General features: G+C 65.5%; 25 protein-coding genes and 1 riboswitch. Of the genes, 9 read left to right on the forward strand and 16 right to left on the reverse strand.

The genetic code is table 11. From position 1 onward, the window contains the following. Positions 1 to 155: 155 nt before the first annotated feature. From FJ423_RS05510 to cbiE, 8 genes are all read right to left on the reverse strand, one after another. Positions 156 to 488 (reverse strand): hypothetical protein, encoded by a 333-nt coding sequence (locus tag FJ423_RS05510; RefSeq protein WP_140839900.1) that lies wholly within the window; start codon positions 486 to 488, stop codon positions 156 to 158. A 229-nt stretch (positions 489 to 717) separates the two neighbouring features. Then, a complete protein-coding gene (gene cobT, locus FJ423_RS05515; protein ID WP_140839902.1) occupies positions 718 to 1728 on the reverse strand; it encodes a nicotinate-nucleotide--dimethylbenzimidazole phosphoribosyltransferase in 1011 nt (336 codons plus the stop codon). Positions 1729 to 1752: 24 nt separating this feature from the next. Then, entirely contained in the window at positions 1753 to 2520 is a 768-nt protein-coding gene (gene cobS, locus FJ423_RS05520) for an adenosylcobinamide-GDP ribazoletransferase (RefSeq protein ID WP_140839904.1), read from the reverse strand. Beyond that, entirely contained in the window at positions 2517 to 3833 is a 1317-nt protein-coding gene (locus tag FJ423_RS05525) for a cobyrinate a,c-diamide synthase (RefSeq protein ID WP_140839906.1), read from the reverse strand. The genes cobS and FJ423_RS05525 overlap by 4 nt, the downstream gene beginning before the upstream one ends. Then, complete coding sequence (gene cobA, locus FJ423_RS05530; RefSeq protein WP_140839908.1) at positions 3830 to 4627, reverse strand: uroporphyrinogen-III C-methyltransferase; 798 nt, start codon at positions 4625 to 4627, stop codon at positions 3830 to 3832. The genes FJ423_RS05525 and cobA overlap by 4 nt, the downstream gene beginning before the upstream one ends. Positions 4628 to 4641: 14 nt before the next feature. Then, positions 4642 to 5406, reverse strand: coding sequence for a precorrin-4 C(11)-methyltransferase (cobM, locus tag FJ423_RS05535; protein WP_140839910.1), 765 nt, complete (start codon positions 5404 to 5406; stop codon positions 4642 to 4644). Beyond that, positions 5403 to 5789, reverse strand: a complete 387-nt coding sequence (locus FJ423_RS05540; protein ID WP_095764849.1) for a cobalamin biosynthesis protein — start codon at positions 5787 to 5789, stop codon at positions 5403 to 5405. Before FJ423_RS05540 ends, cobM begins: the two co-directional genes overlap by 4 nt. Beyond that, positions 5786 to 7027 carry a precorrin-6y C5,15-methyltransferase (decarboxylating) subunit CbiE gene (gene cbiE / locus FJ423_RS05545; RefSeq protein WP_140839913.1) on the reverse strand — a complete coding sequence of 414 codons (1242 nt, stop codon included), beginning with the start codon at positions 7025 to 7027 and terminating at the stop codon, positions 5786 to 5788. The genes FJ423_RS05540 and cbiE overlap by 4 nt, the downstream gene beginning before the upstream one ends. A gap of 1 nt (position 7028) precedes the next feature. Here cbiE and FJ423_RS05550 point away from each other — a divergent pair, with 1 nt between their 5' ends. Beyond that, the gene (locus FJ423_RS05550) at positions 7029 to 7796 is read left to right on the forward strand and encodes a cobalt-precorrin-6A reductase (protein WP_140839915.1); all 768 of its coding nucleotides are present in this window, start codon (positions 7029 to 7031) and stop codon (positions 7794 to 7796) included. Here the strand turns inward: FJ423_RS05550 and FJ423_RS05555 are convergent. The 8 genes from FJ423_RS05555 to FJ423_RS05590 form a co-directional block, all read right to left on the reverse strand. Further along, positions 7760 to 8524: a precorrin-3B C(17)-methyltransferase gene (locus FJ423_RS05555; protein ID WP_140839917.1), complete on the reverse strand. Its 765-nt coding sequence runs from the start codon at positions 8522 to 8524 to the stop codon at positions 7760 to 7762. The two genes, FJ423_RS05550 and FJ423_RS05555, sit on opposite strands and share 37 nt — an antisense overlap. Beyond that, the gene (locus tag FJ423_RS05560; protein ID WP_140839918.1) at positions 8521 to 9270 is read right to left on the reverse strand and encodes a precorrin-2 C(20)-methyltransferase; all 750 of its coding nucleotides are present in this window, start codon (positions 9268 to 9270) and stop codon (positions 8521 to 8523) included. Before FJ423_RS05560 ends, FJ423_RS05555 begins: the two co-directional genes overlap by 4 nt. Then, complete coding sequence (locus FJ423_RS05565) at positions 9267 to 9899, reverse strand: precorrin-8X methylmutase (RefSeq protein WP_140839920.1); 633 nt, start codon at positions 9897 to 9899, stop codon at positions 9267 to 9269. The genes FJ423_RS05560 and FJ423_RS05565 overlap by 4 nt, the downstream gene beginning before the upstream one ends. Further along, complete coding sequence (gene cobG, locus FJ423_RS05570) at positions 9899 to 11374, reverse strand: precorrin-3B synthase (protein WP_140839922.1); 1476 nt, start codon at positions 11372 to 11374, stop codon at positions 9899 to 9901. The genes FJ423_RS05565 and cobG overlap by 1 nt, the downstream gene beginning before the upstream one ends. Further along, positions 11371 to 14931, reverse strand: a complete 3561-nt coding sequence (gene cobN, locus FJ423_RS05575; RefSeq protein WP_140839924.1) for a cobaltochelatase subunit CobN — start codon at positions 14929 to 14931, stop codon at positions 11371 to 11373. The genes cobG and cobN overlap by 4 nt, the downstream gene beginning before the upstream one ends. A gap of 16 nt (positions 14932 to 14947) precedes the next feature. Next, positions 14948 to 15985: a cobalamin biosynthesis protein CobW gene (gene cobW / locus FJ423_RS05580; protein ID WP_140839926.1), complete on the reverse strand. Its 1038-nt coding sequence runs from the start codon at positions 15983 to 15985 to the stop codon at positions 14948 to 14950. Next, on the reverse strand, positions 15982 to 16413 hold the full coding sequence (locus tag FJ423_RS05585; protein WP_140840102.1) for a DUF1636 family protein: 432 nt from the start codon (positions 16411 to 16413) through the stop codon (positions 15982 to 15984). Before FJ423_RS05585 ends, cobW begins: the two co-directional genes overlap by 4 nt. Positions 16414 to 16452: 39 nt before the next feature. Next, positions 16453 to 16656: riboswitch (cobalamin riboswitch) on the reverse strand. Between the two features lie 509 nt (positions 16657 to 17165). After that, positions 17166 to 18365, reverse strand: coding sequence for a winged helix-turn-helix domain-containing protein (locus tag FJ423_RS05590; RefSeq protein ID WP_140839928.1), 1200 nt, complete (start codon positions 18363 to 18365; stop codon positions 17166 to 17168). Between the two features lie 334 nt (positions 18366 to 18699). Here FJ423_RS05590 and FJ423_RS05595 point away from each other — a divergent pair, with 334 nt between their 5' ends. The 8 genes from FJ423_RS05595 (at position 18700) to FJ423_RS05630 (ending at position 25316) form a co-directional block, all read left to right on the forward strand. Further along, positions 18700 to 19065 carry an NADH-quinone oxidoreductase subunit A gene (locus FJ423_RS05595; protein ID WP_042643187.1) on the forward strand — a complete coding sequence of 122 codons (366 nt, stop codon included), beginning with the start codon at positions 18700 to 18702 and terminating at the stop codon, positions 19063 to 19065. Then, positions 19056 to 19637, forward strand: coding sequence for an NADH-quinone oxidoreductase subunit B (locus tag FJ423_RS05600; protein ID WP_015317338.1), 582 nt, complete (start codon positions 19056 to 19058; stop codon positions 19635 to 19637). Before FJ423_RS05595 ends, FJ423_RS05600 begins: the two co-directional genes overlap by 10 nt. A gap of 4 nt (positions 19638 to 19641) precedes the next feature. After that, complete coding sequence (locus tag FJ423_RS05605) at positions 19642 to 20244, forward strand: NADH-quinone oxidoreductase subunit C (RefSeq protein ID WP_095764859.1); 603 nt, start codon at positions 19642 to 19644, stop codon at positions 20242 to 20244. 40 nt (positions 20245 to 20284) lie between these two features. Further along, positions 20285 to 20662: a four helix bundle protein gene (locus FJ423_RS05610; RefSeq protein ID WP_140839930.1), complete on the forward strand. Its 378-nt coding sequence runs from the start codon at positions 20285 to 20287 to the stop codon at positions 20660 to 20662. A 66-nt stretch (positions 20663 to 20728) separates the two neighbouring features. Beyond that, positions 20729 to 21919, forward strand: coding sequence for an NADH-quinone oxidoreductase subunit D (locus FJ423_RS05615; RefSeq protein WP_140839932.1), 1191 nt, complete (start codon positions 20729 to 20731; stop codon positions 21917 to 21919). Continuing rightward, a complete protein-coding gene (locus FJ423_RS05620) occupies positions 21920 to 23242 on the forward strand; it encodes an NADH-quinone oxidoreductase subunit E (protein ID WP_140839934.1) in 1323 nt (440 codons plus the stop codon). A 10-nt stretch (positions 23243 to 23252) separates the two neighbouring features. Then, the gene (gene nuoF / locus FJ423_RS05625; protein WP_095764862.1) at positions 23253 to 24557 is read left to right on the forward strand and encodes an NADH-quinone oxidoreductase subunit NuoF; all 1305 of its coding nucleotides are present in this window, start codon (positions 23253 to 23255) and stop codon (positions 24555 to 24557) included. Positions 24558 to 24632: 75 nt separating this feature from the next. Further along, positions 24633 to 25316: an NADH-ubiquinone dehydrogenase gene (locus tag FJ423_RS05630; RefSeq protein WP_140689744.1), complete on the forward strand. Its 684-nt coding sequence runs from the start codon at positions 24633 to 24635 to the stop codon at positions 25314 to 25316. Positions 25317 to 25345: the final 29 nt, after the last annotated feature.

Raw genomic sequence — 25345 nt, forward strand, 5'->3', positions numbered from 1 at the left:
CTTTTTAGCCCGCCTTCGCGGCGGATTGAGCTGTTAAAGCTCAAGACCTGCAACGATCGCCCGTCAGACAGCTCTCATGACGATTGATGCCCAACCGGCGATCGAAGGATCAAGCCGCAAGTGCCAATGCCGCACTAGGCCACGGAAGATGTCTGCTACGCCTGGAAGAATTCCTCGATGTCATCCAGAACGGTGATGGTCGCAACGATGTCCAACGGGCTGTCCCAGTCGACATGAAGAAGGAATTCAACGCCTCCTGCTTCCCCGCCGGCCACGCCGTGGGGGCCAACATTGGTCACATAAACATTAGCGGAGCCAAGATTTGGGCGCCCAAGCGTCTTCGGTCCGCCACCAAAGCCACCGAAGGCAGGTATAAATTCCGCTGCTGTTATGATCACCACCGAGTCTAGGTTGATCGGGTCCCAATTGAAGTTCTGACGAATTGTACCTTTCATTCCCCGGTAGAGTACTCTAATTGAACGAGCCATGCCTTCCTCCTTTTCTGAAGAAACCTCAATTATGGGGTAATAACGAGGTATGATTTGGCATGGCGTCAGAGTTTGATCTGTGAGGATGATCACAAATCATTTGCAATTGTTGGTAAGAGGATCTTTGAGTGATCCGTGGTCAGATCAGTGCAACCGTCAAATCCGCTAAATTTAGATAATATTAAGCCGATTTGCAGAAACAGAAATTGCGTAAGGGCGACCAATCCCGTCACTTCTCCGAAACCCCGGCTTCGGCAAAGCTCGCCATCTTCGCGTGGCATTCCAGTGCCGAACGCACGATGTTGACGGCAAGGCAGGCGCCGGAGCCTTCGCCGAGCCGCATGCCGAGATCGAGCAGCGGCGGCAGGCCGAGCGCCTCGAGCAGGCGGCGGTGGCCGGCTTCGGCCGAGACATGGGCGGCGATGGTGTGGGCCAGCCCGGTCGGATGCAGCCTCGCCAGAGGTGCTGCGGCTGCGGTGCAGACGAAGCCGTCAAGCAGCACCGGCACGTTGTTCTTGCGCGCGGCGAGTGTGGCGCCGAGGATTGCAGCCAGCTCGCGCCCGCCAAGGGCGGCAGCGATCTTCAGCGGGTCGGAGAGCGCATCGGCATGGCGCTTGAGGCCGGCCTCGATGGCCACGACCTTGCGCAGCAGCCCGGCATCGTCGACGCCGGTGCCGCGGCCGGTCCATTTTTCCGCGCCGCCGCCGAAAAGCGCCGTCGAGATCGCCGCCGCAGGCGTCGTGTTGCCGATGCCCATCTCGCCGAAGCAGACGAGGTCGAGATCCTTGGTTACCGTGTCGTAGCCGGCCGAGACGGCGGCGAGGAACGCCTTTTCGTCCATCGCCGGCGCTATCGTGAAATCGCCGGTCGGATGGTCGAGGTCGAGCGGAATGACGTCCAGCTTGGCGCCGGCGACGCGGGCAAGCTGGTTGATGGCCGCGCCGCCGCCGGCGAAATTCGCCACCATCTGCACCGTGACTTCCGAAGGATAGGCCGACACGCCCTGCGCGGTGACGCCGTGATTGCCGGCGAAGACGACAACCTTCACATGGTCGAGCTTCGGCATGTCGCGCGCCTGCCAGCGGCCGAGCCAGGCGGCGATCGCTTCCAGCCGGCCGAGACTGCCCTGCGGTTTGGTCAGCGTGTCCTGGCGCCTCGCGACGGCGCTGGCGGCCGCATCGCTGCCGGACGGGAGGTCGAGGCAGGCGGCGCGAAGGTCTTCGAGGGATTTGAAGCTCATGGGGGCAAGGTCTCCGAAAGTGAATCAGGAAAGGCAGATGGAAGCGACGAGCAGCACGGCGATCTCGCCGAGCTGCTGCAGCGCGCCGATCGTGTCGCCGGTCTGCCCGCCGATCTGGCTGAGGCAAAGAGCGCGGAACGCCATGAAGACCAGGCCGAGCAGAATGAGCGCCGCTATCGCGCCGCCAAGGCCGAGCGCCAGCAGCGCCACCGCGCCGAGCGCGGCGCCGATGACTGCGGTTTCGGCGGTGACGGTGCCGGCGCCCGCCGACAGGCCGTCGCTGCGGGCCGGCGGCAGAAGATGCATAAAGGCGCCGAACAGGCCGCGCGAGCCGGCATGCGCGGCAAGCAGCGCCAGGAATACGTGGCCTGGACCGGCGAGTTCGGAAAGAGCGCTCCAGCGGATGAGCAGCGACAGCCCAAGCGCTGCAGCGCCATACGCGCCGATGCGGCTGTCGCGCATGATTTCCAGTTTCCTGTCGCGCGTCCTGCCGCCCCAAAAGCCGTCGGCGATATCGGAAAGCCCGTCCTCGTGCAGGCAGCCGGTGACGAGCATCGTCGCGGCGAGGGTGAGCGCCGCGGCCGGGCCGCTGGCAAGACCCAAACTATAGGCGATCGCGTAGACGAGCGCGCCGATGATCGCCACCGCGAGGCCGGCGAAGGGCGCGGCCCAGATCGCATCCGCCAGGCTGCGGCCGCCGAAATCGCTCGAGGGCAACCGCAGGCGGGTGAAAAAGACGAGGCTGAGGCCGATATCGTCAAGCACTTGCCGGGGCGCGGAAGGGCCGCTCATGCGCTCCTCGCAATGGCATGGAAGAAGGTGCCGCTGACATGGCCGCGCCGGTAGCCGGAGGCGCCGAGCGGATTGCCCTGGCCGTCGGCGAGATCGGCCAAGGGCTCGTCATTGCCGGCAGCAAGCATCTGCGCGTAGTGGAATTCGTGACCGCGGATCCGCGTGCCCTCCGGCCCCAACGGACAGGCGGCGCGCAGCCGCGCCTCGCGATAGCCGAGATTCATCTTGCGTTTGGCGAAGCTGGTCGAATGGCCAAGCAGGCTAAGCATCTTGTGGCTCTCGCCGTCCGCGTCTTCCAGCACTTCGCCCAGCACCATGAAGCCGCCGCACTCGCCGTGAACCGGCTTTGCCGCCGCAAAGCGCGCCATTCCTGCCTGGAAGTTGATCGCGGCCGCGAGCTTGCCGGCATGCAGCTCGGGATAGCCGCCGGGCAGCCAGCAGACATCGCAGTCCGGCGAGGGCGCCTCGTCGGCAAGCGGCGAGAAAGGCACGATCTCGGCGCCTGCCTTGCGCCAATGCGTGGCGACATGCGGATAGAGGAAGGTGAAGGCGGCGTCTTCCGCCAGCGCGATGCGCTGTCCGGGCGGCTGCAAGGCATCGCCGAAGTCGCCGGTCGCCGGATCCAGCGGGGTGGCCAGCGCTAGGATAGCGTCGATATCGAGCGACTTTTCGACCATGTCGGCCAGGCGGTCGAGATGCGCCATCAGGTTTTCGTACTCGCCGGCCTGGACGAGGCCGAGATGCCGCTCCGGCAGGTTGAGCGTCGGATCGCGCAGGATGGCGCCGACCACGGGCAGGCCGATCGCTTCGATGGCGTCGCCGGACAGCCGCCGGTGGCGTTCGCTGCCGAGCCGATTGAGCACGACGCCGGCCATGCGGACATCCGGATCGTAGGTGGCAAAACCCTTGGCGACGGCGGCGGCCGTGGTCGACTGTCCGGAAACATCGAGCACCAGAAGCACTGGCAGGCCGTAGAGCCGGGCGAGATCGGCGGCCGAGCCGGAGCGGCCTTCCGGCGCGGGGATGCCGTCGAACAGGCCCATCGCGCTTTCAAGGATAATGTATTCGGCGTCGTCCGCGGCTTCGGCCGCTAGCGCATTGAGCAGAGAAGGCGACATCGCCCAGCTGTCGAGGTTGACGCCTGACAGGCCGGTCGCGGCGGCGTGGAAGCCCGGGTCGATATAGTCTGGTCCGGACTTCGCGCCGCGCACTTTCAGCCCGCGCCGCGCAAGCGCACGCAACAGGCCGATGGTGACGCTGGTCTTGCCCGAGCCGGAGCGCGGCGCGCCGACGATGATTGCGCGCGCCGTCATGCGCCGCCCGTCAGTGCCGCGCGCATGGCGACGATGCCGCCGACAACGATCAGCGCCGGCGAAGCGAGCCCGGCGGCCGCGGCCTCGTCAGCGATGTTGGCGAGCGTGGCGACGACGATGCGCTCCTGCGGCGTGGTTGCCGCCACGATCACGGCGGCCGGGGTCGATGGCGCGAGGCCGCCCTCGAGCAGCTTTGCCGCGATCACCGGCAAATTGGCCATGCCCATATAGACGACGACCGGCTGTCCGGTGCGGGCGATCGCGGTCCAGTCGATGTCGTCATCGGTGCCGGCGGCGTGGCCGGTGGCGAGAATGACCGCCTTGTTGATGCCGCGCATGGTGGTGGGAATGCCGGTGGCAGCCAGCGCGCTGAGGCCGGAGGTCAGGCCGGAGAGCACCCGGAACGGAATTTCTTCGCCGGCGAGCGCCAGAGCTTCTTCGCCGCCGCGGCCGAAAATATAGGGGTCGCCGCCCTTCAGGCGCACGACTCGGCGGCCTTCGCGCGCCAGCCGCACGAGAAGCGCGTTGATGTCGTCCTGCTTCATCGAGGGCTGGCCGCCGCGTTTTCCGGCGTAGAAGAGCTCGGCGCCTTGAGCGACCGCCACGACATCGGGCGAGACCAGCGCGTCATAGACCAGCGCATCGCATTGCCCAAGTGCCGCCAGCACCTCCAGCGTCAGGCAGCCGGGGTCGCCGGGGCCGGCGCCTGCCAGCCAGACATGGCCTGGCTCAAGCTCGCGCGGCTTGAAGTTCAGCCGCGCCAGCGCCTGCTCCACATTAGCCCGTCCGTTCATATTGGCGCCGCCGTTCACAATCCGTCCCGTCCGCGAAAACGCCGCTGGTAGTGGGCGTCGTACAATGAGCTTTCGCCGAAATCCTGCGCGGCGAGAGCGCTGCCGACGAAGATGATCGCGGTGCGTTCCATCGGGCTCTCCGCCAGTTGCGCTTCGATGGTTCCCAGCGTGCCGGTCAGGATGCGCTCGTCCGGCCAGGAGGCGCGGAAGACGACCGCGACCGGACATTCGGCGCCGTAAAGCGGGGTTAGATCCGCCACGATGCGGTCGATGGCATGGATGGCGAGATGGATGGCTAGCGTGGCGCCGGTGCGGCCGAAGCCGGCCAGCGTCTCGCCCGGCGGCATTTTCGAGGCGCGGCCGGAGATGCGGGTCAGCACCAGGCTTTGCGCGAGCTCGGGAATGGTGAGCTCGCGGCGAAGTGCTGCCGCCGCCGCCGCGAAAGAGGGCACGCCTGGGGTCAGCGAGTAGGGGATGCCGTGCTTTTCCAGCCGCCTGATCTGTTCGGCCACCGCGCTCCACACCGAAAGGTCGCCGGAATGCAGGCGCGAGACGTCGTGGCCGGCCTTGTGCGCGGCGACATATTCGGCCTCGATCTCGTCAAGCGACATCGGCGCGGTGTCGATCAATTTGGTGCCTGGCGCGCAATTCTCGAGCAGTTCCGGCGCGACGATCGAGCCGGCATAGAGGCAGACCGGGCAACTGGCCAGGAGCCGGGCGCCGCGCAGCGTGATGAGATCGGCGGCGCCCGGGCCGGCGCCGATGAAATGGACGGTCATGCGGCGCCTCCGCCAAGAGCGATGGCGCAGGTCACCGGACCGAGCACGATACGCGGTCCAAGCAGTCTCGCACCTTTTCCGGCCGCGGCCAGAGCCGAGGCTTCCGAGACAGAAGGCGTGCCGGCCTGGGCCTGCGACGCTTCGGAGCGACTGACCGTGCCGGACGAGACGGATCGCAGCGCGGCGTCGGAGATGACGAGCACGGGGAGGTCGAGGTCTCGGCCGGCAAGGAAGATCGCCGGCTCGTCGCGCTTGATTTCGCCTGTCGCCAGCGCGGAAAGCGCCGTCATCGCCAGCCCGTGCGCTTCGAGCGCGGTCTCGACCGCGGCGCGAACGTCGCCCGCCGTCACGCCTTTGCGGCTGCCGATGCCCGCGACCATCATGGCTTGACCCAGCTCCACTGCGTGACCGGCATGGCCGGACGCCATGATTGCATCGATCCGACAGGCGCCGCGCGCGACAGGGCGATGCGGGTCAGGTCGCCGCCACGCCTGTTGTGCTGGTCGAGCAGCAGCGCCTCCATCTCCAGCGTCACCGCATTGGCGACTAGCCGGCCGCCGGGACGCAGCGCCTTGATCGCCTGCTCCAGCACCCCGGCATCGCTGCCGCCGCCGCCGATGAAGATGGCATCGGGCGTCTCCAATTTTGCCAGCGCCTTAGGCGCGGCGCCCTCGATCACGACGAGGCCGGGCACGCCGCAATGCGCGGCGTTGCGAGCGATGCGGGCGGCGCGTTCTGCGTTAGCCTCGATGGCGATGGCGCGCAGCGAGGAATGAGCCAGCATCCACTCGATGCCGATCGAGCCGGAACCGGCGCCGATGTCCCAGAGCAATTCGCCGCGCCGCGGCGCCAGTGCCGACAGCGTGATAGCGCGGATCTCGCGCTTGGTGATCTGGCCGTCGTGCTCGAACAGATGATCGGCAAGGCCACAGGTCAAGGGCAGGATGCGCGCGTCCGGTGTCGATTCAATTTCGAGCGCCAGCACGTTGAGCGGGTTGATGTTTTCGAGATTGAAGGCATCGGCTCGAACGGTGCGACGCATCTCATCGGGGCCGCCGAGCGCTTCGAGGACAGTCAAGTGCGAAGGGCCAAAACCGAGCTCGTCGAGCAGTGCAGCGATAGCCGCCGGCGCTTCGGCGTCGGAGGTGAGCGCCAGGATGCGCGCGCCGGGATGGAGCAGGGGCCGGATCAGGTCGATCGAATGGCCGTGCAGCGAGATGGTCTCGACGTCCTGCAAGGCCCAGCCGAGGCGCGATGCCGCGAGCGACAGAGATGAGGGCGCCGGCAGGACGAGCATCTGTTCCGGTTCTACCTTGCGCGCGAGCGTGACGCCGACGCCGTGAAAGAACGGGTCGCCGGACGCGAGCACGCAGACGTCCTTGCCCGCGAGCGCCAGCACGTCGCGCATTTCCGCGTCGAAGGGTGTCGGCCATGAGCGGGTTTCGCCGTTGGCGAGGGAAGAGACGAGCGCAAGATGCCGCTTTCCGCCGAACACGACGTCCGCCTGCGCAATCCGCTGCTTGGCCTCGTCGCCGAGACCCGCTACACCGTCCTCGCCGATGCCGACGATGGTGAGCCATTTTGAGGCTGGCTTGGCGGCGCGCGGACCCTTAGCAGGCATGATGACCCACCATATCCTGATCCTCGGCGGAACGACGGAAGCCCGGCAATTGGCCGGGAAGCTCGCCCGTCGCGACGATTTTTCGGTCACGCTGTCGCTGGCCGGCCGCACTGAAAGCCCGGTCGCGCAAGGCGTGCCGGTGCGTGCCGGCGGCTTTGGCGGCGCAGATGGGCTGGCTGCCTATCTTCGGGAAGAACACGTCGATCTGCTGATCGACGCCACGCATCCATACGCCGCGCGTATCTCGGCCAACGCCGCAGAAGCGGCTGCGCAGGCTGGCGTGCCGGTCCTTGCGCTGCGGCGTCCTGGATGGGAGCCCGTGGCCGGTGATCGCTGGACGCTGGTCGACAGCGTCACTGAGGCGGCGAAGGCGCTTGGCGAGGCGCCGCGCCGCGTTTTCCTGGCGATCGGCCGTCAGGAGGCCGGCGCCTTCGAAGTCGCTCCGCAGCACCGCTACCTGATCCGCAGCGTCGACCCGGTCGAGCCGAAGCTTGGCGTGCCCGATGCGCTTTACCTCCTGGCGCGTGGACCGTTTCCGGAAGCGGACGAAAGGGCGTTGCTCGAAAAATACGGCATTGATGCCGTCGTTTCCAAGAACAGCGGCGGCGAGGCGACCTATGGCAAGATCGCCGCTGCGCGGGCGCTCGGCATCGAAGTGATCATGATCCGCCGACCGCCTTTGCCGGACGTTCCTTCGGCCAAAACCGTCGATGCGCTGGCGGCAAAAGTCGATCATCTTTTCGACCCTGTTGCCGAGCGCGGCGTGTAGACTAGCGCGGGTTTTTCGCCGCGCTTGATGATCCGGGTTTCGGGCGAGCCGATGATGATGCAGGTCGCCATGTCGGCTTTTGCCGCATCGGCATCCGCCAGCAGAGAGACTTCGATACGCTCGTCGGGCCGGCCGGCAGCGCGGCCGAAGATCACCGGCGTGGTGCCGGGCAGGATCGCCTTCAGGCATTCGAAGGCGCGGCCAAGCTGCCAGGGGCGAGCCTTGCTGATGGGATTGTAGAGCGCGATGACGAAGCCGGCGCCGGCCGCTGCCAGCAGGCGCAATTCGATCAGCTCCCACGGCTTCAAATTGTCGGAGAGCGAGATGGCGCAGAAATCATGGCCGAGCGGTGCGCCGATGCGGGCGGCGACGGCGAGCATTGCAGTCACGCCCGGGACAACCGAGATGTCGATGGCACGCCATTCTTCAGGGCCGGCTTCGATCGCCTCGCAAACGGCCGCGGCCATGGCGAAAACGCCGGGATCGCCGCCGGAAACGACGGCGACATTGTGGCCTTCTGCGGCCTTGGCCAGCGCTTCGTTGGAGCGGGCGAGTTCCTCGCGGTTGTCGGAGGCGATGCGGGTCTGGTCCGGCCGCAGCTCCAGCCGGTCGAGATAGGGCTTGTAGCCATAGAAGAAGGAAGCCTCGGCCACGGCATTGGCAGCCTGCGGCGTGACCTGGTCGGCATTGCCGGGTCCGAGACCGATGACGGTAAGGCGGCCGCTCATGCCTTGGCACCCGGGCGAGCCGACCAGCCGGCAACCAGCACGATGGCGAAATAGGGCGCCTTGTCGTCCGATTTTTCGGCCAGCCGCATCGAGACGCTGCCCGGCATGGTGCCGCGCTCGACATAGACGGCCTTCGCCAGCTTGCCGGTCGCTTCCAACGCGCGGCGGATTTTTGGCAGGTTGCGGCCGACCTTCATGATGACGGCGGCATCTGTGTCGGCGAGGCGGCGGGTCAGCTCGAACTCGCTCATCGTGCCGGGCAGCACACTCAGCACGTCGTCGCCCTGCACGATCGGCAGACCCGTGCTCGACCAGCAGCCCGACATGGCGGTGATGCCAGGAATGACCTCGGTCGGGAAGCGGTGCGCAAGCCGCACATGCAGATGCATGTAGGAGCCGTAGAAGAGCGGATCGCCCTCCGACAGCACCGCCACCATCCTGCCGGCGCCGAGATGCTCGGCCACCTGTTCGGCCGATTGCTCGTAGAAATCGGCGATCTGCGCGCGGTAGTCGTCGTGATCCTTGTCGATCTCCGTCGTCACCGGATAGAGCAGCGGCAGCTCGATCATGTCCGGCCGGAAGCGCGCCTCGACGATGGCACGCGCATTGCTGTTGTTGCCGCGCTTGGCGAAATAGGCGACGACGTCGGCCTCTGCCAACGCGCGCGCTGCCTTCAGTGTCAGAAGCTCGGGGTCGCCAGGGCCGGTGCCGACGCCGACAAGACGGCCTTTCATGATCGCGTTCACAGGCCGGGCCTCGCCAACGAATTGAGCGCGGCGGCCGTCATGGCGCTGCCGCCCAGCCTGCCGTGCACGATGGCATAGGGCACGCCGTAGGAATTTTCGGCCAGCGCATCCTTGGATTCGGCAGCGCCTACGAAGCCGACCGGCATGCCGATGATCGCGGCCGGCTTCGGCGCGCCGTCGCGCAGCTTCTCAAGCAGATAGAAGAGCGCGGTCGGCGCGTTGCCGATGGCGACGACAGAGCCGGCCATGCGCTCGCCCCAGAGGTCGATCGCCGCGGCCGAGCGGGTGTTGCCGATTTGCCTGGCGATGTCGTGCGTGCGCGGGTCGCGCAGCGTGCATATCACCTCGTTGCCGGCCGGCAGACGGGCGCGGGTGACGCCGTGCGCCACCATCTCGGCATCGCAGAAGATCGGCGCGCCGGCGGCGAGCGCGGTCCGGGCGGCGGCAACGAAATTATTCGAGAAGACGAAATGGCTGGCGGCTTCAACCTGGCCGCAGGCATGGATCATGCGAATCGCGACATCGGCTTCCGCCTCCGAGAAGCGCGACAGATCCGCCTCGGCGCGGATGATGGCGAAAGACCGCTCGTAGATCGCCGTTCCGTCATGGATATAGTCGTAGGCGGCCATTATTGGTTCCGTCGATAGAGTTCGGCGATGCCGGCCGCGCCAAGTCTTTTCAGGCAGGCGGCGGCGGTTTCGCCCTGATGTCTTCCGTCGCGGATCGCGGCAAGGATGCCGGCGACCCCGAGCGCGGCGTCATAGCCCGGCCTGTACGCGGCAGGAAGGGCCTTTGCCGTCCCGTCCACGACAAGTCCGGCTCCGTTTTCGTCGCCGACCAGGGTGAGCGCAGCGGTGCCGGGATGCGCGCAGCCCTTGGCGCAGCCGGAAACGTGCAGGGTCAGCGAGGTGTCAAGGAGGTCCGCGCTTTCCTTTGCGATGGTTTCGGCGATGGCGCGGGTGGCGATGCGGCCGGACGCGCAAGCCGGCGTGCCGGGACAGGCGACGATGCGGGTGCGCGGATCGGCGGGGTCGGTGACAAAGCCGAGCGCGGCGGCGGAGGATTGGAGCGTGGAGGGGGCGGAGAGACCGAGGAAGAGCAGGGCTCGGCCTGGGGCAAGGCGGATTTCGGAGGCGCCGAGGTTTGCAGCTTGGGCGGCGAGATCGATGAGGTTTTGCGCCGGCATGCTGCCGTAGGGCAGGGCGATGCCTAGGGCGGTGTTGTTGCCTAGATTGAATAGGCCAATGGGACTTCTCGCGGGCTGGCGTTCCTGCGCCCCCCTCTCTGTCCTGCCGGACATCTCCCCCTCAAGGGGGGAGATTGCCTTGTCACCGCGGCTTTCGCCAATCTCCAACGCTGAAAGTGGAGAGCCGGCGCGGAAACTGCCAATCTCCCCCCTAGAGGGGGAGATGTCCGGCAGGACAGAGGGGGGCGCGAAGGAATGCCAGCTGGCGAGAGAGGCCAACTGCCGCTCCGACAAATCGCGGGTATGCGCCTCCCGGCCCTTTTCCGCGACCATCCGGAGTGCAGCAACTGTAATGTCACGCCCAGCATCCGCATCGACCGTCGCGAGCGGCTTCGCACTCCGCCCGTCGCCGGCAATCGACACGCTCCACCAGATGCTCGCCGCAGCCTGCATCGCCTTCAGCCGCACATCGGCCGTCACGGCATCCATCGTCAGCTGTCCGCCGCCGTCGACAACCACCGACACCTTCGGCCCCAGCCTTGCCGTCAGCCCGGCTTCCTCGATCGCCGCGCTGATTCGCTCCGCCAACGGGCGCGGATCGGCGATCTCTTCCGGATCGATTCCCGCCAGCGGCCCCGTCTCGACCGGCACGCCGATCTGCACCGCGATGCCGAGCGCATCCACTTCGTCCGCCAGCAACCGGGCGCTTTCCGCCGTCAGCCCGCGGATCTGCAGGCTGCCGCGCGCAGTCACTTCCATGATGCCGTTGCCGTGGCGCAAGGCGGATTCGCCGAGCCCGATCAGCGACTTCGGCGAAATTCCTCCAGCGACTGGGTTGAGCCGCACCAGCAGCCCGTCGCCGGTCTGCATCGGCGCGCTTAGAGCAGGGCAAGCGCCACGGCGCGAAAACGCGTTCATGCCGCCACTCCACCTGCCTGGGCCTCGGCAATCAAGGCTGCGAGGTCGTCGTCGATGGAGTTGCGCAGCGGGTGCCACAGGCCGCGCCGACGGGCGGCGAGGAACCGTTCGGCGATGACCTTGGCAGCCGCCGGATTCTCGCGCAGCAGGAAGGCACGGACGTCCGGGTCGCCAACATAGGCGTCGTGAACGGCCTCGATCAGCGCTCCCGAAATGGCATGCGTGGTTTCGGCAAAGCCGACCAGACGGTCGACCGTTTCGGCGAATTCGGAGGCGCCGCGCGGGCCGTGGCGCATCTGGCCGGCAATGAAGCGCGGGTTGACGGCGCGGGCGCGGACCACGCGCGATACCGCTTCGCCGACCGAACGCGGCTTCGGCTTTTTCGGGTCGGTCGTGTCGAGCACGATCACGTCGGCATTGCGGCCGAGCGTGGCAAGGGCGGCCGAAAAGCCGCCGATGAAGGCGACGTCGGCCGAGCCTTCGAGGATGTCGCGGCCGGGATCGTCGCCGGTGTGGACGAGGAGATCGGCTTCGGCGACCCGGCCCTCGAAAGCGCCGGGCGCCGATATCGCTTCGCCTTCGGCGCCGCCATAGGCGTGCGAGGTGGCGTCGAGATAGGCACGGCCGATCTCTTCGCGCGCGCCCCATTCGCCGCGCGACAGCAAGTCCTCGACGCCGGCGCCATAAGTTCCCGGTGAGGTGCCGAAAATGCGCGGGCTGATCTTCCCCTGAGCGCGCGTCGCTGCGGCGAGCGGGTTCTCGGTATCGTCCTCGTCGCGGCTGGCGACCGCGTTGGCAGCGGCGTCGATCAACGCGATCTGGGTCGGGAACATGTCGCGGAACAGGCCGGAGATGCGCCAGGTGACGTCGACGCGCGGGCGGCCGAGCGCGGCCGGCGGCAGCACCTCGATGCCGGTGACGCGGCCGGTGGCGGCATCCCATTGCGGTCGGCAGCCCATCAGCGCCAGACCTTGCGCGATCTCCTCGCCGCCGGTACGCAACGAGGCGGAACCCCAGAGGTCGATGACCAGCGAGCGCGGCCAGTCGCCATGGCTTTGCATATAGCTGCGCACCACTTCCTCCGCCGCCGCCTGGCCGAGGTCATAGGCGGTTGGCGTCGGCATTGTGCGCGGATCGGAGGTGAAGAGGTTGCGGCCGGTGGGCAGCACGTCGGAGCGGCCACGCGCCGGGGCGCCGGCGGGACCCGCCTTGACGTGACGGCCGTCGAGCGCGGCAAGCAGGGCTGCTTTTTCCGCGTCCGCGCTTTGCCGGCGCAGCGGATCGGCCTCGTCCTCCGGCGCCCGGCCATAGACATGCAGCCCGTCCTTGACGGCGAAATCCTTGAGGTCGCAGAGCCAGGCGTCGATGCGGCGCAGCGCTTCGTCGGGTTGATCGGCCTTGGCCACGCCCGCTTCAGAAGCGAGGCCAGTCTTCTGCGCGGTCTCGACGATCAGCTTTGCAAGTTGGTCACGACGGCGGCGGTCGAGGCCGTCGGCCTGAGCATATTCGTCGACCAACCGCTCGAGTTTCTGTTGCGCCTCATCGAGGCCGGCGCCGGTCAGCGGCGGCGCCAGATGGCCGAGGGTGACGGCCGAAATGCGGCGCTTGGCCTGCGCCGCCTCGCCCGGATTGGAGACGATGAATGGATAGATGACGGGCAGCGATCCGGTGACGATCTCCGGGAAGCAGGTTCCGGAGAGGGCCACCGTCTTGCCCGGCAGCCATTCGAGCGTGCCATGCGCGCCGACATGGATGATGGCATGCACGCCGAGCGATTTTTGCAGCCACAGGCCGAAGGCGATCAGCTCGTGGCGCGGGGGCAGCGTCGGGTCGTGATAGTCGGCGCGGCGGTCGGCCGAGCGGCCGCGGTCGGGGGCCAGCGCCACGGTGACGTTGCCGAAGGTCGCGGCGCGGAAGGGGAAGTGTGGCGGGGAGGCTGCCTTCAAAGGCAGGCGTTCCGTCGCCCCCCTCTCTGTCCTGCCGGACATCTCCCCCTCAAGGGGGGAGATTATTCCTTGCGCCTGGCTTTCGCCAATTTTCGGACTAGCAAGGGGGGAGCCGGCGGCGGAGCTGCCAATCTCCCCCCTTGAGGGGGAGATGTCCGGCAGGACAGAGAGGGGGGCCTCGCGCAGACCTATCTGGTCCTCCGCGCTGCCCCAGGCAGCCCTGACTGCATCACGCGCGCCTCCTGACAGTTCCGTGCACGAGCGCAGGTAGTCTTCCAGACTTAACCTGTGCCCACGAACCTCCAGCGCATCCAACAACTCCCGCGGCGATTGCGGAATCCCGTCAACCGCATAGCCTTGTTCGTTCAGGTCACGCAGCATGGCGAGCACGCTCGACGGCACGTCCAGCCCGACGGCGTAGCCGGTCCGTCCAGGCGCGCTCGGATAATCCGGGATCAGGATGGCGAGCTTGCGCTCGGCCCGCTTCGTCCGCTGCAGGCGAATGAACGCGGCGATCCGCCTGGCGACCTGCGCCACGCGGTCCGCTTCCGGACGGTTGGCGAAAGCACGAAAAGCCAGCGCCGGATCGGTCTCGACCTCGCCCTTGAAGGAGATGGCGCCGGCCAGGATGCGACCGTCGAGCTCGGGCAGCACCACATGCATGGCAAGGTCGGCAGGAGCCAGGCCGCGCTGGTTCTTTTGCCAGACCTCGCGCCTCGTCGTGGCGACGATGACCTGGAAGACGGGCACACCGGCGCGGTCGAAGAGGGTCTCGGCACCGGGTTCCGCGCCAGAGGCGAAGGCGGTGGCGGTGACGATGGCGGAGGGGTTCAGGGAGGTGAGGGCGGTTTCGACGAAGGCCAGGGATGCCGCGTCTTTGAGGCTGGACACGAAGATCGGCACGGGGGTGAGCCCTTGCAGCTTCAACGCTTCCACGAGAACGTCGATCGGTGCCACGTCGGCGGCAAGCAGCATCGAGCGGTAGAAGAGGATGGGGATGACGGCAAAATTGTAGGCGTCGAGTTCCGCCTTTAAAAGGTTCGGCTTCTCGACGACACCAATTCCCGGCTGATAAAATCCCGCCTTCGGCACGCTGACCGGTTCGGCCAAGGCCGCATCCGACCCGGCAAGCCTAGCCAGCCTTTGCACCAGCGCGCTCATATTGGCCGGGCCGCCTTCGCGGAAATAGCCAAGCAGGGCGTCCAATTCGGCGCGCGGCAGGGTCGAGCCTTCGACCAGCCGCAGGTCTTCGTCATGGCTTTCGCCGGGCAGCAATGCCAGCTTGATGCCGCGTTCGCGCGCCAGGGCGGCGAGCTGGTCACAGCCGTAGTGCCACCAGTCATAGCCGCCGAGGATGCGGACGAGGATGACCCTGGCGTGGCGGGCGACGCTGTCGATCCACAGGTCCACCGACATCGGGTGGCGAAGGTCACGCAGCGCCGCAAGCCGCATTGAGGGCAGCCGCGCCGCATCCGCCTTCCAGGCGGCGGCCAGGCCGGCGAGGTCGCTGTCGGTGAAGGACAGCGCCACCACATCCGCAGGCGTCTGCCTGAGGTCGATCGGCTCGGCGAGATCGTCGAGCGATGCGGATGTGGTGGCGAGGATGTGCATCGCGGTCCGGATTGCCTCAGCCGGCGAGGATACGCTCGATCGCCGGGCGGTTCAGCCCCTTGAGGCCGATGACAACGAGCCGCGAGCGGCGGTCGTCCTCAGCCGTCCAGGCGCGGTCGTAATAGTGGTTGACGCGCGGGCCGACAGCCTGCAGCAGGAGCCGCATCGGCTTGCCGCCGACCTCGACGAAGCCTTTGACGCGCAAGACGTTTTCCTGCTCTGCGGCAAGGGCGACGCGCTTGGCCAGCTCGTCGGGATTGGCGATCGACGGGATGTCGATGACGAAGGAATCGAAATCGTCGTGCTCGTGGTCGAGCTCGTCGTCGTGATGGGTCTTGCGGTTCTCGATGTCGTCCTCGACGGCGAGACCGAGGCCGAGCAGCACCGAGGGATCGACCTTGCCCTGCGACGTCGGCACGACTTTCACGGCGCGCGCCACATGCTCGCCGATGACGGCGTTGGCGCGCTCAGAGCCCGCCGCATCCATCAAATCGCTCTTCGACAGGATGATCAGGTCGGCGCAGGCGATCTGGTCCTCGAACACCTCCTCGACCGGATCGTCATGGTCGAGCGAATCGTCCGCGGCACGCTGCGCCTTCAGCGCGTCCATGTCGGAAGCGACGCGGCCGTCGGCCAGCGCCGGGCCGTCGACCACGGCGATGACGCCGTCGACGGTGACGCGGCTCTTCACGGTCGGCCACTGGAAGGCTTGCACCAAGGGCTTCGGCAGAGCGAGACCGGAGGTCTCGATCAGGATGTGGTCGACCTTCGGCGTGCGGGACAGGATCTGGTCGAGCGCCGGCACGAAATCGTCGGCGACGGTGCAGCAGATGCAGCCATTGGCGAGCTCGACGATGTTTTCCTCCGGGCAGGTGTCGACGCCGCAGCCCTTCAGGATCTCGCCATCGATGCCGACATCGCCGAACTCGTTGACGATGATCGCCAGCCGCTTGCCCTTGGCGTTTTCGAGCAGGTTGCGGATCAGCGTCGTCTTGCCGGCGCCAAGAAAGCCGGTGACGACGGTGCAGGGCACGCGGGAAACGGATGCGTTCATGGTCGGTCCTTCAGCATGTCGAGGGGAGGGATGCGGGCAACCAGGCCGCGCTTGAGAGAATCGGGCCGGCCGCGCCAGGGGATGAGGCCATCGGTCGAGGTGGCGAAGAGCTTTGCGCCGGCGACGAGATCGGCGCCGCTGGTCGTGTTCAGATCGCCGAAGACGTAGCTCCAGCAGCCGTCGCGCAGCAGCGCGGCGCTTAGCCGGCGCTTGCAGTTGCCGAGGCATTCGACGGTACGGATGTCGATCTTTTCGCCGCAAGCAGCCCGACGCGTGTCTTCGGCAAGCAGCGCGCCGGCGCGCGGATGCGCATCCGACCCGGTCTCGTCGGGGCAGGATGAGCAGACGATGACGGTGACGCCAGCCAAAGCATCGGGCTCGGACGGAATGTCCGCACTGTTTGCCGGGAAACTGCCGTTGCGATCCAAAACCATGCTCCTTGCCCGGAAAACCCGCCGGGCATTCGGATACTTAAAGTCTCAGACGGCAGGTCTCCTGGCTCGCGGGTCGTCACCCTGAATGCCGCCTTCCCGGGAACATCCCAGTGGTTTTCGGCAGAGGCTCGTCGCTTACAGTTGCGGGGACAGCCGCGGATTTGGGTGTTGGCCCGCACCGCATTCCCTCTTGGCTCCTCCCTTTGCCGGGAGAAGACCGTCTGGGTCAGGATTTAGAGGGTTCAGGGGGCTGGAGTCAACGACTGGCTTAGTACCAGCCTTTTGGCGGCTTTATGGGTTTGAGGTATGGACCCACAAGTTTGCGAGGCGGTGAGGCCACGGGCGCCATACTTAACGAACAGCCGTGCTGGCAAACCGGTTCCCACATCAAGACGAAGCGATTGGCGTCGAACTTCGGCTCATGAACTATTATATAGCGCTGCCCTACCGGCAATAAGCCACAGGCGCCTGCGATCTGCTTGTCGATCGTTCCAAACTCCAACCACCGCAGAAGAAGCGCCGTCACTTCTTTTGGCTGCATACCGGGTGCAATGTGGCCGCCACAGAAAATGACTGGACGCGTGACCTCTACCCATTCCTCTCGGTAAGCACCTGTCGCATATGATGGCGACGCTAAGGTCAGGTAGGCCAAGACCAGACATATCGAGCGCCTGAAAACCATCGCAACCGATCCTAACCACAGTTGGGATGTTCTATTTTTGTTCACTCTCCCTGTCAACGCGCAGCTACGACACCGCGATGTCGGCCAGCGCCGGTCCGAGGTCGCCGGCCGGCGTCACTTCGATCGCCTCCAGGCCGAGCCAGCCCTGCATCTGCTTCAACTCGTCGAAGAGCTGGGCGGCCGTTTCGGGCGGGGCGCCGGCCTCGGCGTAGGCGGCGTGGACGCGCAAGATGCTGGCCGGGCGGTCAGCTTTCAGATCGACGCGGGCGACGATCCGATCGCCGAGCAGGAAGGGCAGCACGTAGTAGCCATATTGGCGTTTCTCGGCCGGCGTGTAGATCTCGATGCGGTAGCGGAAATCGAAGAGTTTCTCCGTCCTAGTGCGTTCGAAGACGACGGGATCGAAAGGGGCGAGCAGGGCGCGCGCTTCTATCCGGCGCGGGAAACGGGCGTCCTTGTGGAGATAGGCGGTCTTGTCCCAACCTTCGACCTTCACCGGCAGCAATTCGCCGGCTTCGACCAGTTCCTCGATGCGATCCTTCGTGTCGCCCGGCGCGAGACGAAAATAGTCGCGCAGGTCGCCATAGGTGGCGATGCCATGGGCGCGGGCGGAAATGCGCAGCAATTCGCGATGCGCGTCCTCGACCGAGGGGACGGGAAGGTCGAGCACCGCCTGCGGCAAAACGCGCTCGGGCAGGTCGTAATAGCGTTCGAAGCCGCGGCGGTAGGCGGTGGTGATGCGCCCGGCCCAGAACAGCCATTCGAAAGCGTGCTTGGCCTCGCTCCAGCCCCACCAGCCGCCATTGCCCTTGTGGCCTTCGATGTCGGACGCGGCGATCGGACCGCGATCGGCGACCTCTCTATATATCTCGTCGATCATTTCCTTGCGTTCACGGCCCCATTTCGCCAGGCCGAGATACATCTCGTCGCCCTGCTCGGCGCGCTGCATGCGCCAGCGCATCAAAGGATAGGTCTCGACGGGCAGGAACGATGCCTCATGCGCCCAGTATTCGAAAACGGCGCGCTTGCGGGTGACCGCGGCATTGTCGAGCAGCGTAAGCGGGTAGGGGCCGAGGCGCGAATAGAGCGGCATGTAATGCGCGCGCACCACCGCGCTCACGGAATCGATCTGCAGAAGGCCGGTTCGCGAAAGTACCCGCGCAAGGTGGCGGCGATCCGGAACACCACTGGGCCTAGGGTCGTTGAACCCTTGCGCCCCGAGCGCGACGCGCCTCGCCATGGCCAGCGAAATCTTGTCCTTCATCAGGTGTCCTTGCCCCGATCGTCCGTTGGATTTTTAGCCGGTGATTCCGGCCATGCTAGCAGGCAAATGGCGGGAGATATGTCAGGAGAGAAAACTGGAGTAAAAACTGAAGGAAATCAAACAGGAGCGGATCGGACCAGTTTCTTCCGATAAGGCGTCCAGAGCCGCGATTTGAACAACGTTTGACTTGCGTCACCGAAACCGCTGCGCTAACCCTCGCCGCGTTGCAGCATGGGCCCCTTAAAACGGTTCAGCGGTTAATCTGTCACGCTTCCGCATTAGAGTTCGTTGCTGTAATCAAAATGAACTGCCCCCGCCGAAGGAAAGTCGCCGCATGAGCGCACTCCTAAGTTCGTACCTGCCTATCGTGCTGTTCATCGCCGTGGCGATGATCGTCGGTCTGGCGCTCATCATCGCTCCGTTCCTTGTGGCCTACCGCAATCCCGACCCGGAAAAGCTTTCCGCCTATGAATGCGGGTTCAACTCGTTCGACGACGCCCGCATGAAGTTCGACATCCGCTTCTACCTGGTGTCGATCCTGTTCATCATCTTCGATCTCGAGGTCGCCTTCCTGTTCCCGTGGGCGGTGTCCTTCTCGAAGCTCGGCATGCTCGGCTTCTGGTCGATGATGGTGTTCCTGGCGGTGCTGACCATCGGTTTTGCCTATGAATGGAAAAAAGGAGCGCTGGAATGGGATTGAACGACAGTTCAGGCACCCTTGTCGCGCCGAAGCCCAAGGGCATCATCGACCCCAACACCGGCAGGCCGGTGGGGGAGGACGATCCCTTCTTTCTCGAAATCAACAATGAGCTGGCCGACAAGGGTTTTCTCGTCACCTCGACCGAGGCGCTGATCACCTGGGCGCGCAGCGGCTCGCTGATGTTCATGACCTTCGGCCTCGCCTGCTGCGCGGTCGAGATGATCCACACCTCGATGCCGCGCTATGACTCGGAGCGTTTCGGCGTCGCCCCGCGCGCGTCGCCGCGCCAGTCCGACATTATGATCGTCGCCGGCACGCTGACCAACAAGATGGCGCCGGCGCTGCGCAAGGTCTACGACCAGATGCCGGAGCCGCGCTACGTCATCTCGATGGGCTCCTGCGCCAATGGCGGCGGCTACTACCACTATTCCTATTCGGTGGTGCGCGGCTGCGACCGCGTCGTGCCGGTCGACATTTATGTGCCCGGCTGCCCGCCGAGCGCGGAGGCGCTGCTCTACGGCATTCTCCTTCTGCAGAAGAAGATCCGCCGCACCGGCACGATCGAACGGTGAGCCGATGACCCTGGCGTTGAACGAACTCTCCACCTATCTCGGCGAGAAGCTCTCCGGCCGCATTGGCGAAGCCGTGCTTGCCTATGGTGAGCTGACGGTTTCGGTTGAACCGGGCAACCTGATCGAGGTCGCGACCTTCCTGCGCGACGATCCGCGCTGCCAGTTCATCTCGATCATCGATGTCTGCGGAGCGGACTACCCGTCGCGCGCCAGGCGCTTCGACGTCGTCTATCACCTATTGTCGCCGAAGCAGAATGTCCGCATCAGGCTCAAGGTCCAGGCCGACGAGGAGACGCTGGTGCCGTCGCTGACCGGCGTCTATCCGGGTGCCGACTGGTTCGAGCGCGAGACCTACGACCTTTACGGCGTGCTGTTCTCGGGCCATCCGGACCTGCGCCGCATTCTCACCGACTATGGTTTCGAGGGGCATCCGCTGCGCAAGGATTTCCCGCTGACCGGTTTCGTCGAGGTGCGCTACGACGACGAGGCCAAGCGGGTGATCTACGAGCCGGTGGAATTGAAGCAGGAATTCAGAAATTTCGACTTCTTGAGCCCGTGGGAAGGAACGGATTACGTGCTTCCCGGGGATGAGAAGGCGAAGCAGTGAGTAGGAAGTAGTGAGTAGTAAGTAGTCAGTAGGGAAGGAATTGGAAAAGCGGATCGAATCTTATCGCGACCTGATGGTGTGGCAATCGGCGATGGTCCTTGCCGAAGATTGTTATCGCGTCACCAAGGGTTTTCCGAAGGACGAGATCTATGGAATGACCTCCCAGATGCGCCGCTCGGCGGCATCTATCGCCGCCAATATCGCTGAGGGATATGGTCGTGAGAACAGAGGTTCATTCGTTCAATTTCTGCGCATGGCGCAGGGTTCGTTGAAGGAACTGGAAACGCACATACTCCTGGCATGCCGGGTTGGCTTATTAGAAAAAGACAATGAGATTGAACTGCTGGTGCGATGCGAAGAGATTGGAAAGATGACGAGATCTCTCATTCGGACGGTGCAGGCCAAGCAGGCGGAATGAAGCAGGCATTGAGATTGATGAATACTACTCACTACTCACTACTGACTCGTCGCCAGAGGCGCCACGATGGCTGAAACCTCCGTCCGCAACTTCAACATCAACTTCGGCCCGCAGCATCCTGCGGCGCATGGCGTTTTGCGCCTGGTGCTGGAGCTGGACGGCGAGGTGGTCGACCGCGTCGATCCGCATATCGGTCTGCTGCATCGCGGCACCGAGAAGCTGATCGAGGCCAAGACTTATCTGCAGGCCGTGCCTTATCTCGACCGGCTCGATTATTGCGCGCCGATGAACCAGGAGCATGCCTTCGCTCTCGCGGCCGAGCGCCTGCTCGGCATCGAGGTGCCGAAGCGTGGGCAACTGATCCGGGTGCTCTATTCCGAGATGGGCCGTATCATGTCGCACATCTTGAATGTGACGACGCAGGCCATGGATGTCGGCGCGCTGACGCCACCGCTTTGGGGCTTCGTCGAACGCGAAAAGCTAATGGTGTTTTACGAGCGCGCCTCGGGTTCGCGCATGCATGCGGCCTATTTCCGGCCGGGCGGCGTTCATCAGGACCTGCCGCAGAAGCTGGTCGAGGACATCGGCAAGTGGATCGACCCGTTCCTGAAGTCGATCGACGATCTCGACGCGCTCTTGACCGGCAACCGCATCTTCAAGCAGCGCAATGTCGATATCGGCACGGTGTCCCTGGCCGACGCCTGGGCCTGGGGCTTTTCTGGCGTGATGGTGCGCGGCTCGGGCGCCGCCTGGGACCTGCGCAAATCGCAGCCCTATGAATGCTATTCCGAGATGGATTTCGACATTCCGATCGGCAAGAACGGCGACTGCTACGACCGTTACCTTGTGCGCATGGAAGAGATGCGCCAGTCGGCGAAGATCATGCGCCAGTGCGTCGATCTGCTGCTCGGCAAGGAAAGCGCCGGCCGCGTGTCGAACCTCGACGGCAAGGTCGTGCCGCCGAAGCGCGCCGCGATGAAGCGCTCGATGGAAGCGCTGATCCATCACTTCAAGCTCTATACCGAGGGCTACCGCGTGCCGGCCGGCGAGGTCTATGCGGCCGTCGAGGCACCGAAGGGCGAATTTGGCGTCTACCTGGTCTCCGACGGCACCAACAAGCCCTATCGCTGCAAGCTGCGCGCGCCCGGTTTCGCGCATCTGCAAGCCATGGATTTCCTGTGCCGCGGCCACATGCTGGCCGACGTCACCGCCGTGCTTGGCTCCCTCGACATCGTGTTTGGTGAGGTCGATCGCTAAATGTCAGTCCGCCGTCTTGCAGAAGCCAGCCTCCAGCCTGCCACCTTCGCCTTCAACGAGGCGAACGCGGCAGCCGCCCAGCAGTGGATCGCCAAATACCCAAAGGGTCGCGAGCAGTCGGCCATCATCCCGCTGCTGATGATCGCGCAGGAGCAGGAAGGCTGGGTCACCAAGGCGGCGATCGAGACGATCTCCGACATGCTCGGCATGCCGCGCATCCGTGGCCTCGAAGTCGCGACTTTCTATACGCAGTACCAGCTCAATCCGGTCGGCACGCGCGCCCATATCCAGGTCTGCGGCACCACGCCCTGCATGCTGCGCGGCTCGGAAGCGCTGATGGATGTGTGCCGGTCGAAAATCCATCACGACCAGTTCCACACCAACGACAAGGGCACGCTGTCGTGGGAGGAAGTCGAATGCCTCGGCGCCTGCGTCAACGCGCCGATGGTCATGATCTTCAAGGACACTTTCGAGGACCTGACGCCCGAGCGGCTGGCCGAGATCATCGATCTCTACGACGCCGGCAAGGGCGCCGAGGTGAAGCCTGGTCCGCAGAACGGCCGCCACGGGTCCGAGCCGGCTACCGGGCTGACGACGCTGACCAGCGAAAAGGGGATCCTGAAGTCGACGCGCGACAAGGAAGCCAGGGCGGCGGCGAAAGCCGCCAAGGAAGCTCTCGCGTCGGCGCCGCCTGCAACTCCCGCCGCAGCCCCGGCACCCGCTGCGCCGGCAGCTTCGGCGCCGGCTACGGCCGCCTCTGGCCCGATTGGACCGTCAAAATCCAGCAAGCCGAAGACCCATGCGGCTGAAACCAGCCCGGCGCTCAACACGCCGTCGCCGGTCAAGGTCGCCCCGGCCACCGAGAATGGCGCCAGCGTCAGGGCGCCGCGCCATTCGGCCGCCAACGCCAATCAGGCTTCTCCGGAAGTCGAGGCGGTTTCAAAGCCGCGCAGCGGGCCGAAGACCAAGGCCGAGCCGGTCACGGCTTTCAAGGCGCCGGAAACCAAGCAGCCTGTCGCCAAGACGACGAAACCTTCGCTCGACGACAAGAACCGGCCGAACGGCATCGAGCGCCCGGCAACGGTCGACGATCTCAAGCTGATCTCAGGCGTCGGCCCGAAGATCGAAGGCACCCTGCATTCGCTGGGCATCTACACCTTCGCGCAGGTCGCCGCCTGGAAGAAAGCCGAGCGCGAATGGGTCGACGGCTATCTCAATTTCCGCGGCCGCATCGAGCGCGACGACTGGGTGAAGCAGGCCAAGGCGCTCGCCAAGGGCGGCGTCGCCGAATACATCCGCGTCTTCGGCAAGAAGCCGGTCTGAGGGACGACAAATGCTTCAGGACAAAGACCGCATCTTCACCAACATCTACGGCCTGTTCGACAAGTCGCTGGCCGGCGCGCAGTCGCGCGGCATCTGGGATGACACGCCAGGCCTCGTCGCCAAGGGCCGCGACTGGATCATCAACGAAATGAAGGCGTCGGGTCTGCGCGGGCGCGGCGGCGCCGGCTTCCCGACCGGGTTGAAGTGGTCGTTCATGCCCAAGCAGAGCGACGGACGGCCGAGCTATCTGGTCATCAACGCCGACGAATCCGAGCCCGGCACCTGCAAGGACCGCGATATCCTGCGCAACGATCCGCACACGCTGGTCGAAGGCGCGCTGGTCGCTGGCTTCGCCATGGGCGCGATCGCCGCCTACATCTATGTGCGCGGCGAGTTCATCCGCGAGCGTGAGGCGCTGCAGCGCGCCATCGACGAGGCTTACGCGGCCAAGCTGATCGGCAAGAACAACACGTCCGGCTACGACTTCGACATCTACATGCATCATGGCGCCGGCGCCTATATCTGCGGCGAGGAGACGGCGCTGCTCGAAAGCTTGGAAGGCAAGAAGGGCCAGCCGCGGCTGAAGCCGCCATTCCCGGCCAATGTCGGCCTCTATGGCTGCCCGACCACCGTCAACAACGTCGAATCGATCGCGGTGGCGCCGACCATTCTGCGCCGGGGCGCCGCCTGGTTCTCGTCCTTCGGCCGCCCGAACAATGCCGGCACCAAGCTGTTCTGCGTGTCCGGCCACGTCAACAATCCGTGCACTTTCGAAGAAGCGATGTCGATCCCGTTCCGCGAGCTGATCGAGACGCATTGCGGCGGCATCCGCGGCGGCTGGGACAATCTGCTCGCGGTCATTCCGGGCGGCGCTTCGGTGCCGCTGGTGCCGGCCGAGCAGATCATCGATGCGCCGATGGATTTCGACGCGCTGCGCGACCTGAAATCCGGCCTTGGCACGGCGGCCGTCATCGTCATGGACAAGTCGACGGATATCGTGAAGGCGATCGCCAGGCTGTCCTACTTCTACAAGCATGAGAGCTGCGGCCAGTGCACGCCGTGCCGCGAAGGCACCGGCTGGATGTGGCGGGTGATGGAGCGGCTGGTGCGCGGCGAGGCGCAGAAGCGCGAGATCGACATGCTGCTCGACGTCACCAAGCAGGTCGAGGGCCACACAATTTGCGCGCTGGGCGACGCGGCTGCCTGGCCGATCCAGGGCCTGATGCGGCATTTCCGCGGCGAGGTGGAACGCCGCATCGACGAGTTTTCGCGCAACGCGCACCGGGTCGAGCCGGTGATGGTGGCGGCGGAATAAGACTACGAAATACGGGCTTGGCCCGAAGACTGAAAAACTGGGGCGGGCATACGAAGAAACGACCAGGAGATCTCTATGGCGCCGTATTCGATACCCTATCCGTTCGTGCCTGATTTGGACCAACTCGAGAAGATGAACCAGGACCTGACCAAGATGATGCCGAAGGAGATGGCCAGCGCCGTCAACCTTCTGGCGCATCCAGTCGCGGGCGCCGCCGCGATGTCGGCGCTCAGCATCGGTCTGGCCAACCACGCCGTCGGCATGTGGATGGGCGCGTTCACCGGCGCGCTGGAGGCTTCGCAGCGCATGTTCCAGCCTTTCCTCGACGATCTCGAGGCGCAGCATGAAGCGGCCGCCAACGCCTCCAAGGCGCGCAAGGCGACCGAGACGTTGATCGCCAGGGCTCAGACCTTCGCCCAGGATGTGACCGACATAGCGGCGAACGCGACCGAGAAGGCGCTCGACGCGACCGGGGCCGATATTGTCGCCCAACCGGCCGCAACGGGGCTGATGCCTGAGGATTTCAGGCAGCCTAAGGCCGTCGACAAGCCGGCGAAGCCGTCGGACCTGAAGGCGATTTCGGGTGTCGGACCGAAGCTGGAGAAGGTGCTCAACGGTCTCGGCATCTGGACCTATGGCCAGATCGCCGCCTGGACCTCGGAAGAGATCGCCTGGGTGGAAGATTACCTGTCGCTCGCCGGCCGTATCGGCCGCGACAACTGGACTGCCCAGGCCGCGGCGCTCGCCGCGAAGAAGTGAATTGAAATGCCGGGCGCGGCTTCAGTCGC

This window comes from Mesorhizobium sp. B2-8-9 (assembly GCF_006439475.1).
Taxonomy (GTDB): Bacteria; Pseudomonadota; Alphaproteobacteria; order Rhizobiales; family Rhizobiaceae; genus Mesorhizobium.

What these genes read in the sequence shown, in the direction of transcription:
- FJ423_RS05600 (WP_015317338.1), top strand. Translation starts at nt 19,056, where the DNA reads ATGGGATTGAACGACAGTTCAGGCACCCTTGTCGCGCCGAAGCCCAAG.
- FJ423_RS05590 (WP_140839928.1), bottom strand. Translation starts at nt 18,365, where the DNA reads ATGAAGGACAAGATTTCGCTGGCCATGGCGAGGCGCGTCGCGCTCGGG.
- FJ423_RS05550 (WP_140839915.1), top strand. Translation starts at nt 7,029, where the DNA reads ATGACCCACCATATCCTGATCCTCGGCGGAACGACGGAAGCCCGGCAA.
- cobM (WP_140839910.1), bottom strand. Translation starts at nt 5,406, where the DNA reads ATGACCGTCCATTTCATCGGCGCCGGCCCGGGCGCCGCCGATCTCATC.
- FJ423_RS05555 (WP_140839917.1), bottom strand. Translation starts at nt 8,524, where the DNA reads ATGAGCGGCCGCCTTACCGTCATCGGTCTCGGACCCGGCAATGCCGAC.
- FJ423_RS05595 (WP_042643187.1), top strand. Translation starts at nt 18,700, where the DNA reads ATGAGCGCACTCCTAAGTTCGTACCTGCCTATCGTGCTGTTCATCGCC.
- cobW (WP_140839926.1), bottom strand. Translation starts at nt 15,985, where the DNA reads ATGAACGCATCCGTTTCCCGCGTGCCCTGCACCGTCGTCACCGGCTTT.
- cbiE (WP_140839913.1), bottom strand. Translation starts at nt 7,027, where the DNA reads ATGCCTGCTAAGGGTCCGCGCGCCGCCAAGCCAGCCTCAAAATGGCTC.
- FJ423_RS05540 (WP_095764849.1), bottom strand. Translation starts at nt 5,789, where the DNA reads ATGATGGTCGCGGGCATCGGCAGCCGCAAAGGCGTGACGGCGGGCGAC.
- cobG (WP_140839922.1), bottom strand. Translation starts at nt 11,374, where the DNA reads ATGAACGCGTTTTCGCGCCGTGGCGCTTGCCCTGCTCTAAGCGCGCCG.
- FJ423_RS05630 (WP_140689744.1), top strand. Translation starts at nt 24,633, where the DNA reads ATGGCGCCGTATTCGATACCCTATCCGTTCGTGCCTGATTTGGACCAA.
- FJ423_RS05565 (WP_140839920.1), bottom strand. Translation starts at nt 9,899, where the DNA reads ATGGCCGCCTACGACTATATCCATGACGGAACGGCGATCTACGAGCGG.
- cobN (WP_140839924.1), bottom strand. Translation starts at nt 14,931, where the DNA reads ATGCACATCCTCGCCACCACATCCGCATCGCTCGACGATCTCGCCGAG.
- cobA (WP_140839908.1), bottom strand. Translation starts at nt 4,627, where the DNA reads ATGAACGGACGGGCTAATGTGGAGCAGGCGCTGGCGCGGCTGAACTTC.
- cobS (WP_140839904.1), bottom strand. Translation starts at nt 2,520, where the DNA reads ATGAGCGGCCCTTCCGCGCCCCGGCAAGTGCTTGACGATATCGGCCTC.
- nuoF (WP_095764862.1), top strand. Translation starts at nt 23,253, where the DNA reads ATGCTTCAGGACAAAGACCGCATCTTCACCAACATCTACGGCCTGTTC.
- FJ423_RS05605 (WP_095764859.1), top strand. Translation starts at nt 19,642, where the DNA reads ATGACCCTGGCGTTGAACGAACTCTCCACCTATCTCGGCGAGAAGCTC.
- cobT (WP_140839902.1), bottom strand. Translation starts at nt 1,728, where the DNA reads ATGAGCTTCAAATCCCTCGAAGACCTTCGCGCCGCCTGCCTCGACCTC.
- FJ423_RS05525 (WP_140839906.1), bottom strand. Translation starts at nt 3,833, where the DNA reads ATGACGGCGCGCGCAATCATCGTCGGCGCGCCGCGCTCCGGCTCGGGC.
- FJ423_RS05615 (WP_140839932.1), top strand. Translation starts at nt 20,729, where the DNA reads ATGGCTGAAACCTCCGTCCGCAACTTCAACATCAACTTCGGCCCGCAG.
- FJ423_RS05620 (WP_140839934.1), top strand. Translation starts at nt 21,920, where the DNA reads ATGTCAGTCCGCCGTCTTGCAGAAGCCAGCCTCCAGCCTGCCACCTTC.
- FJ423_RS05510 (WP_140839900.1), bottom strand. Translation starts at nt 488, where the DNA reads ATGGCTCGTTCAATTAGAGTACTCTACCGGGGAATGAAAGGTACAATT.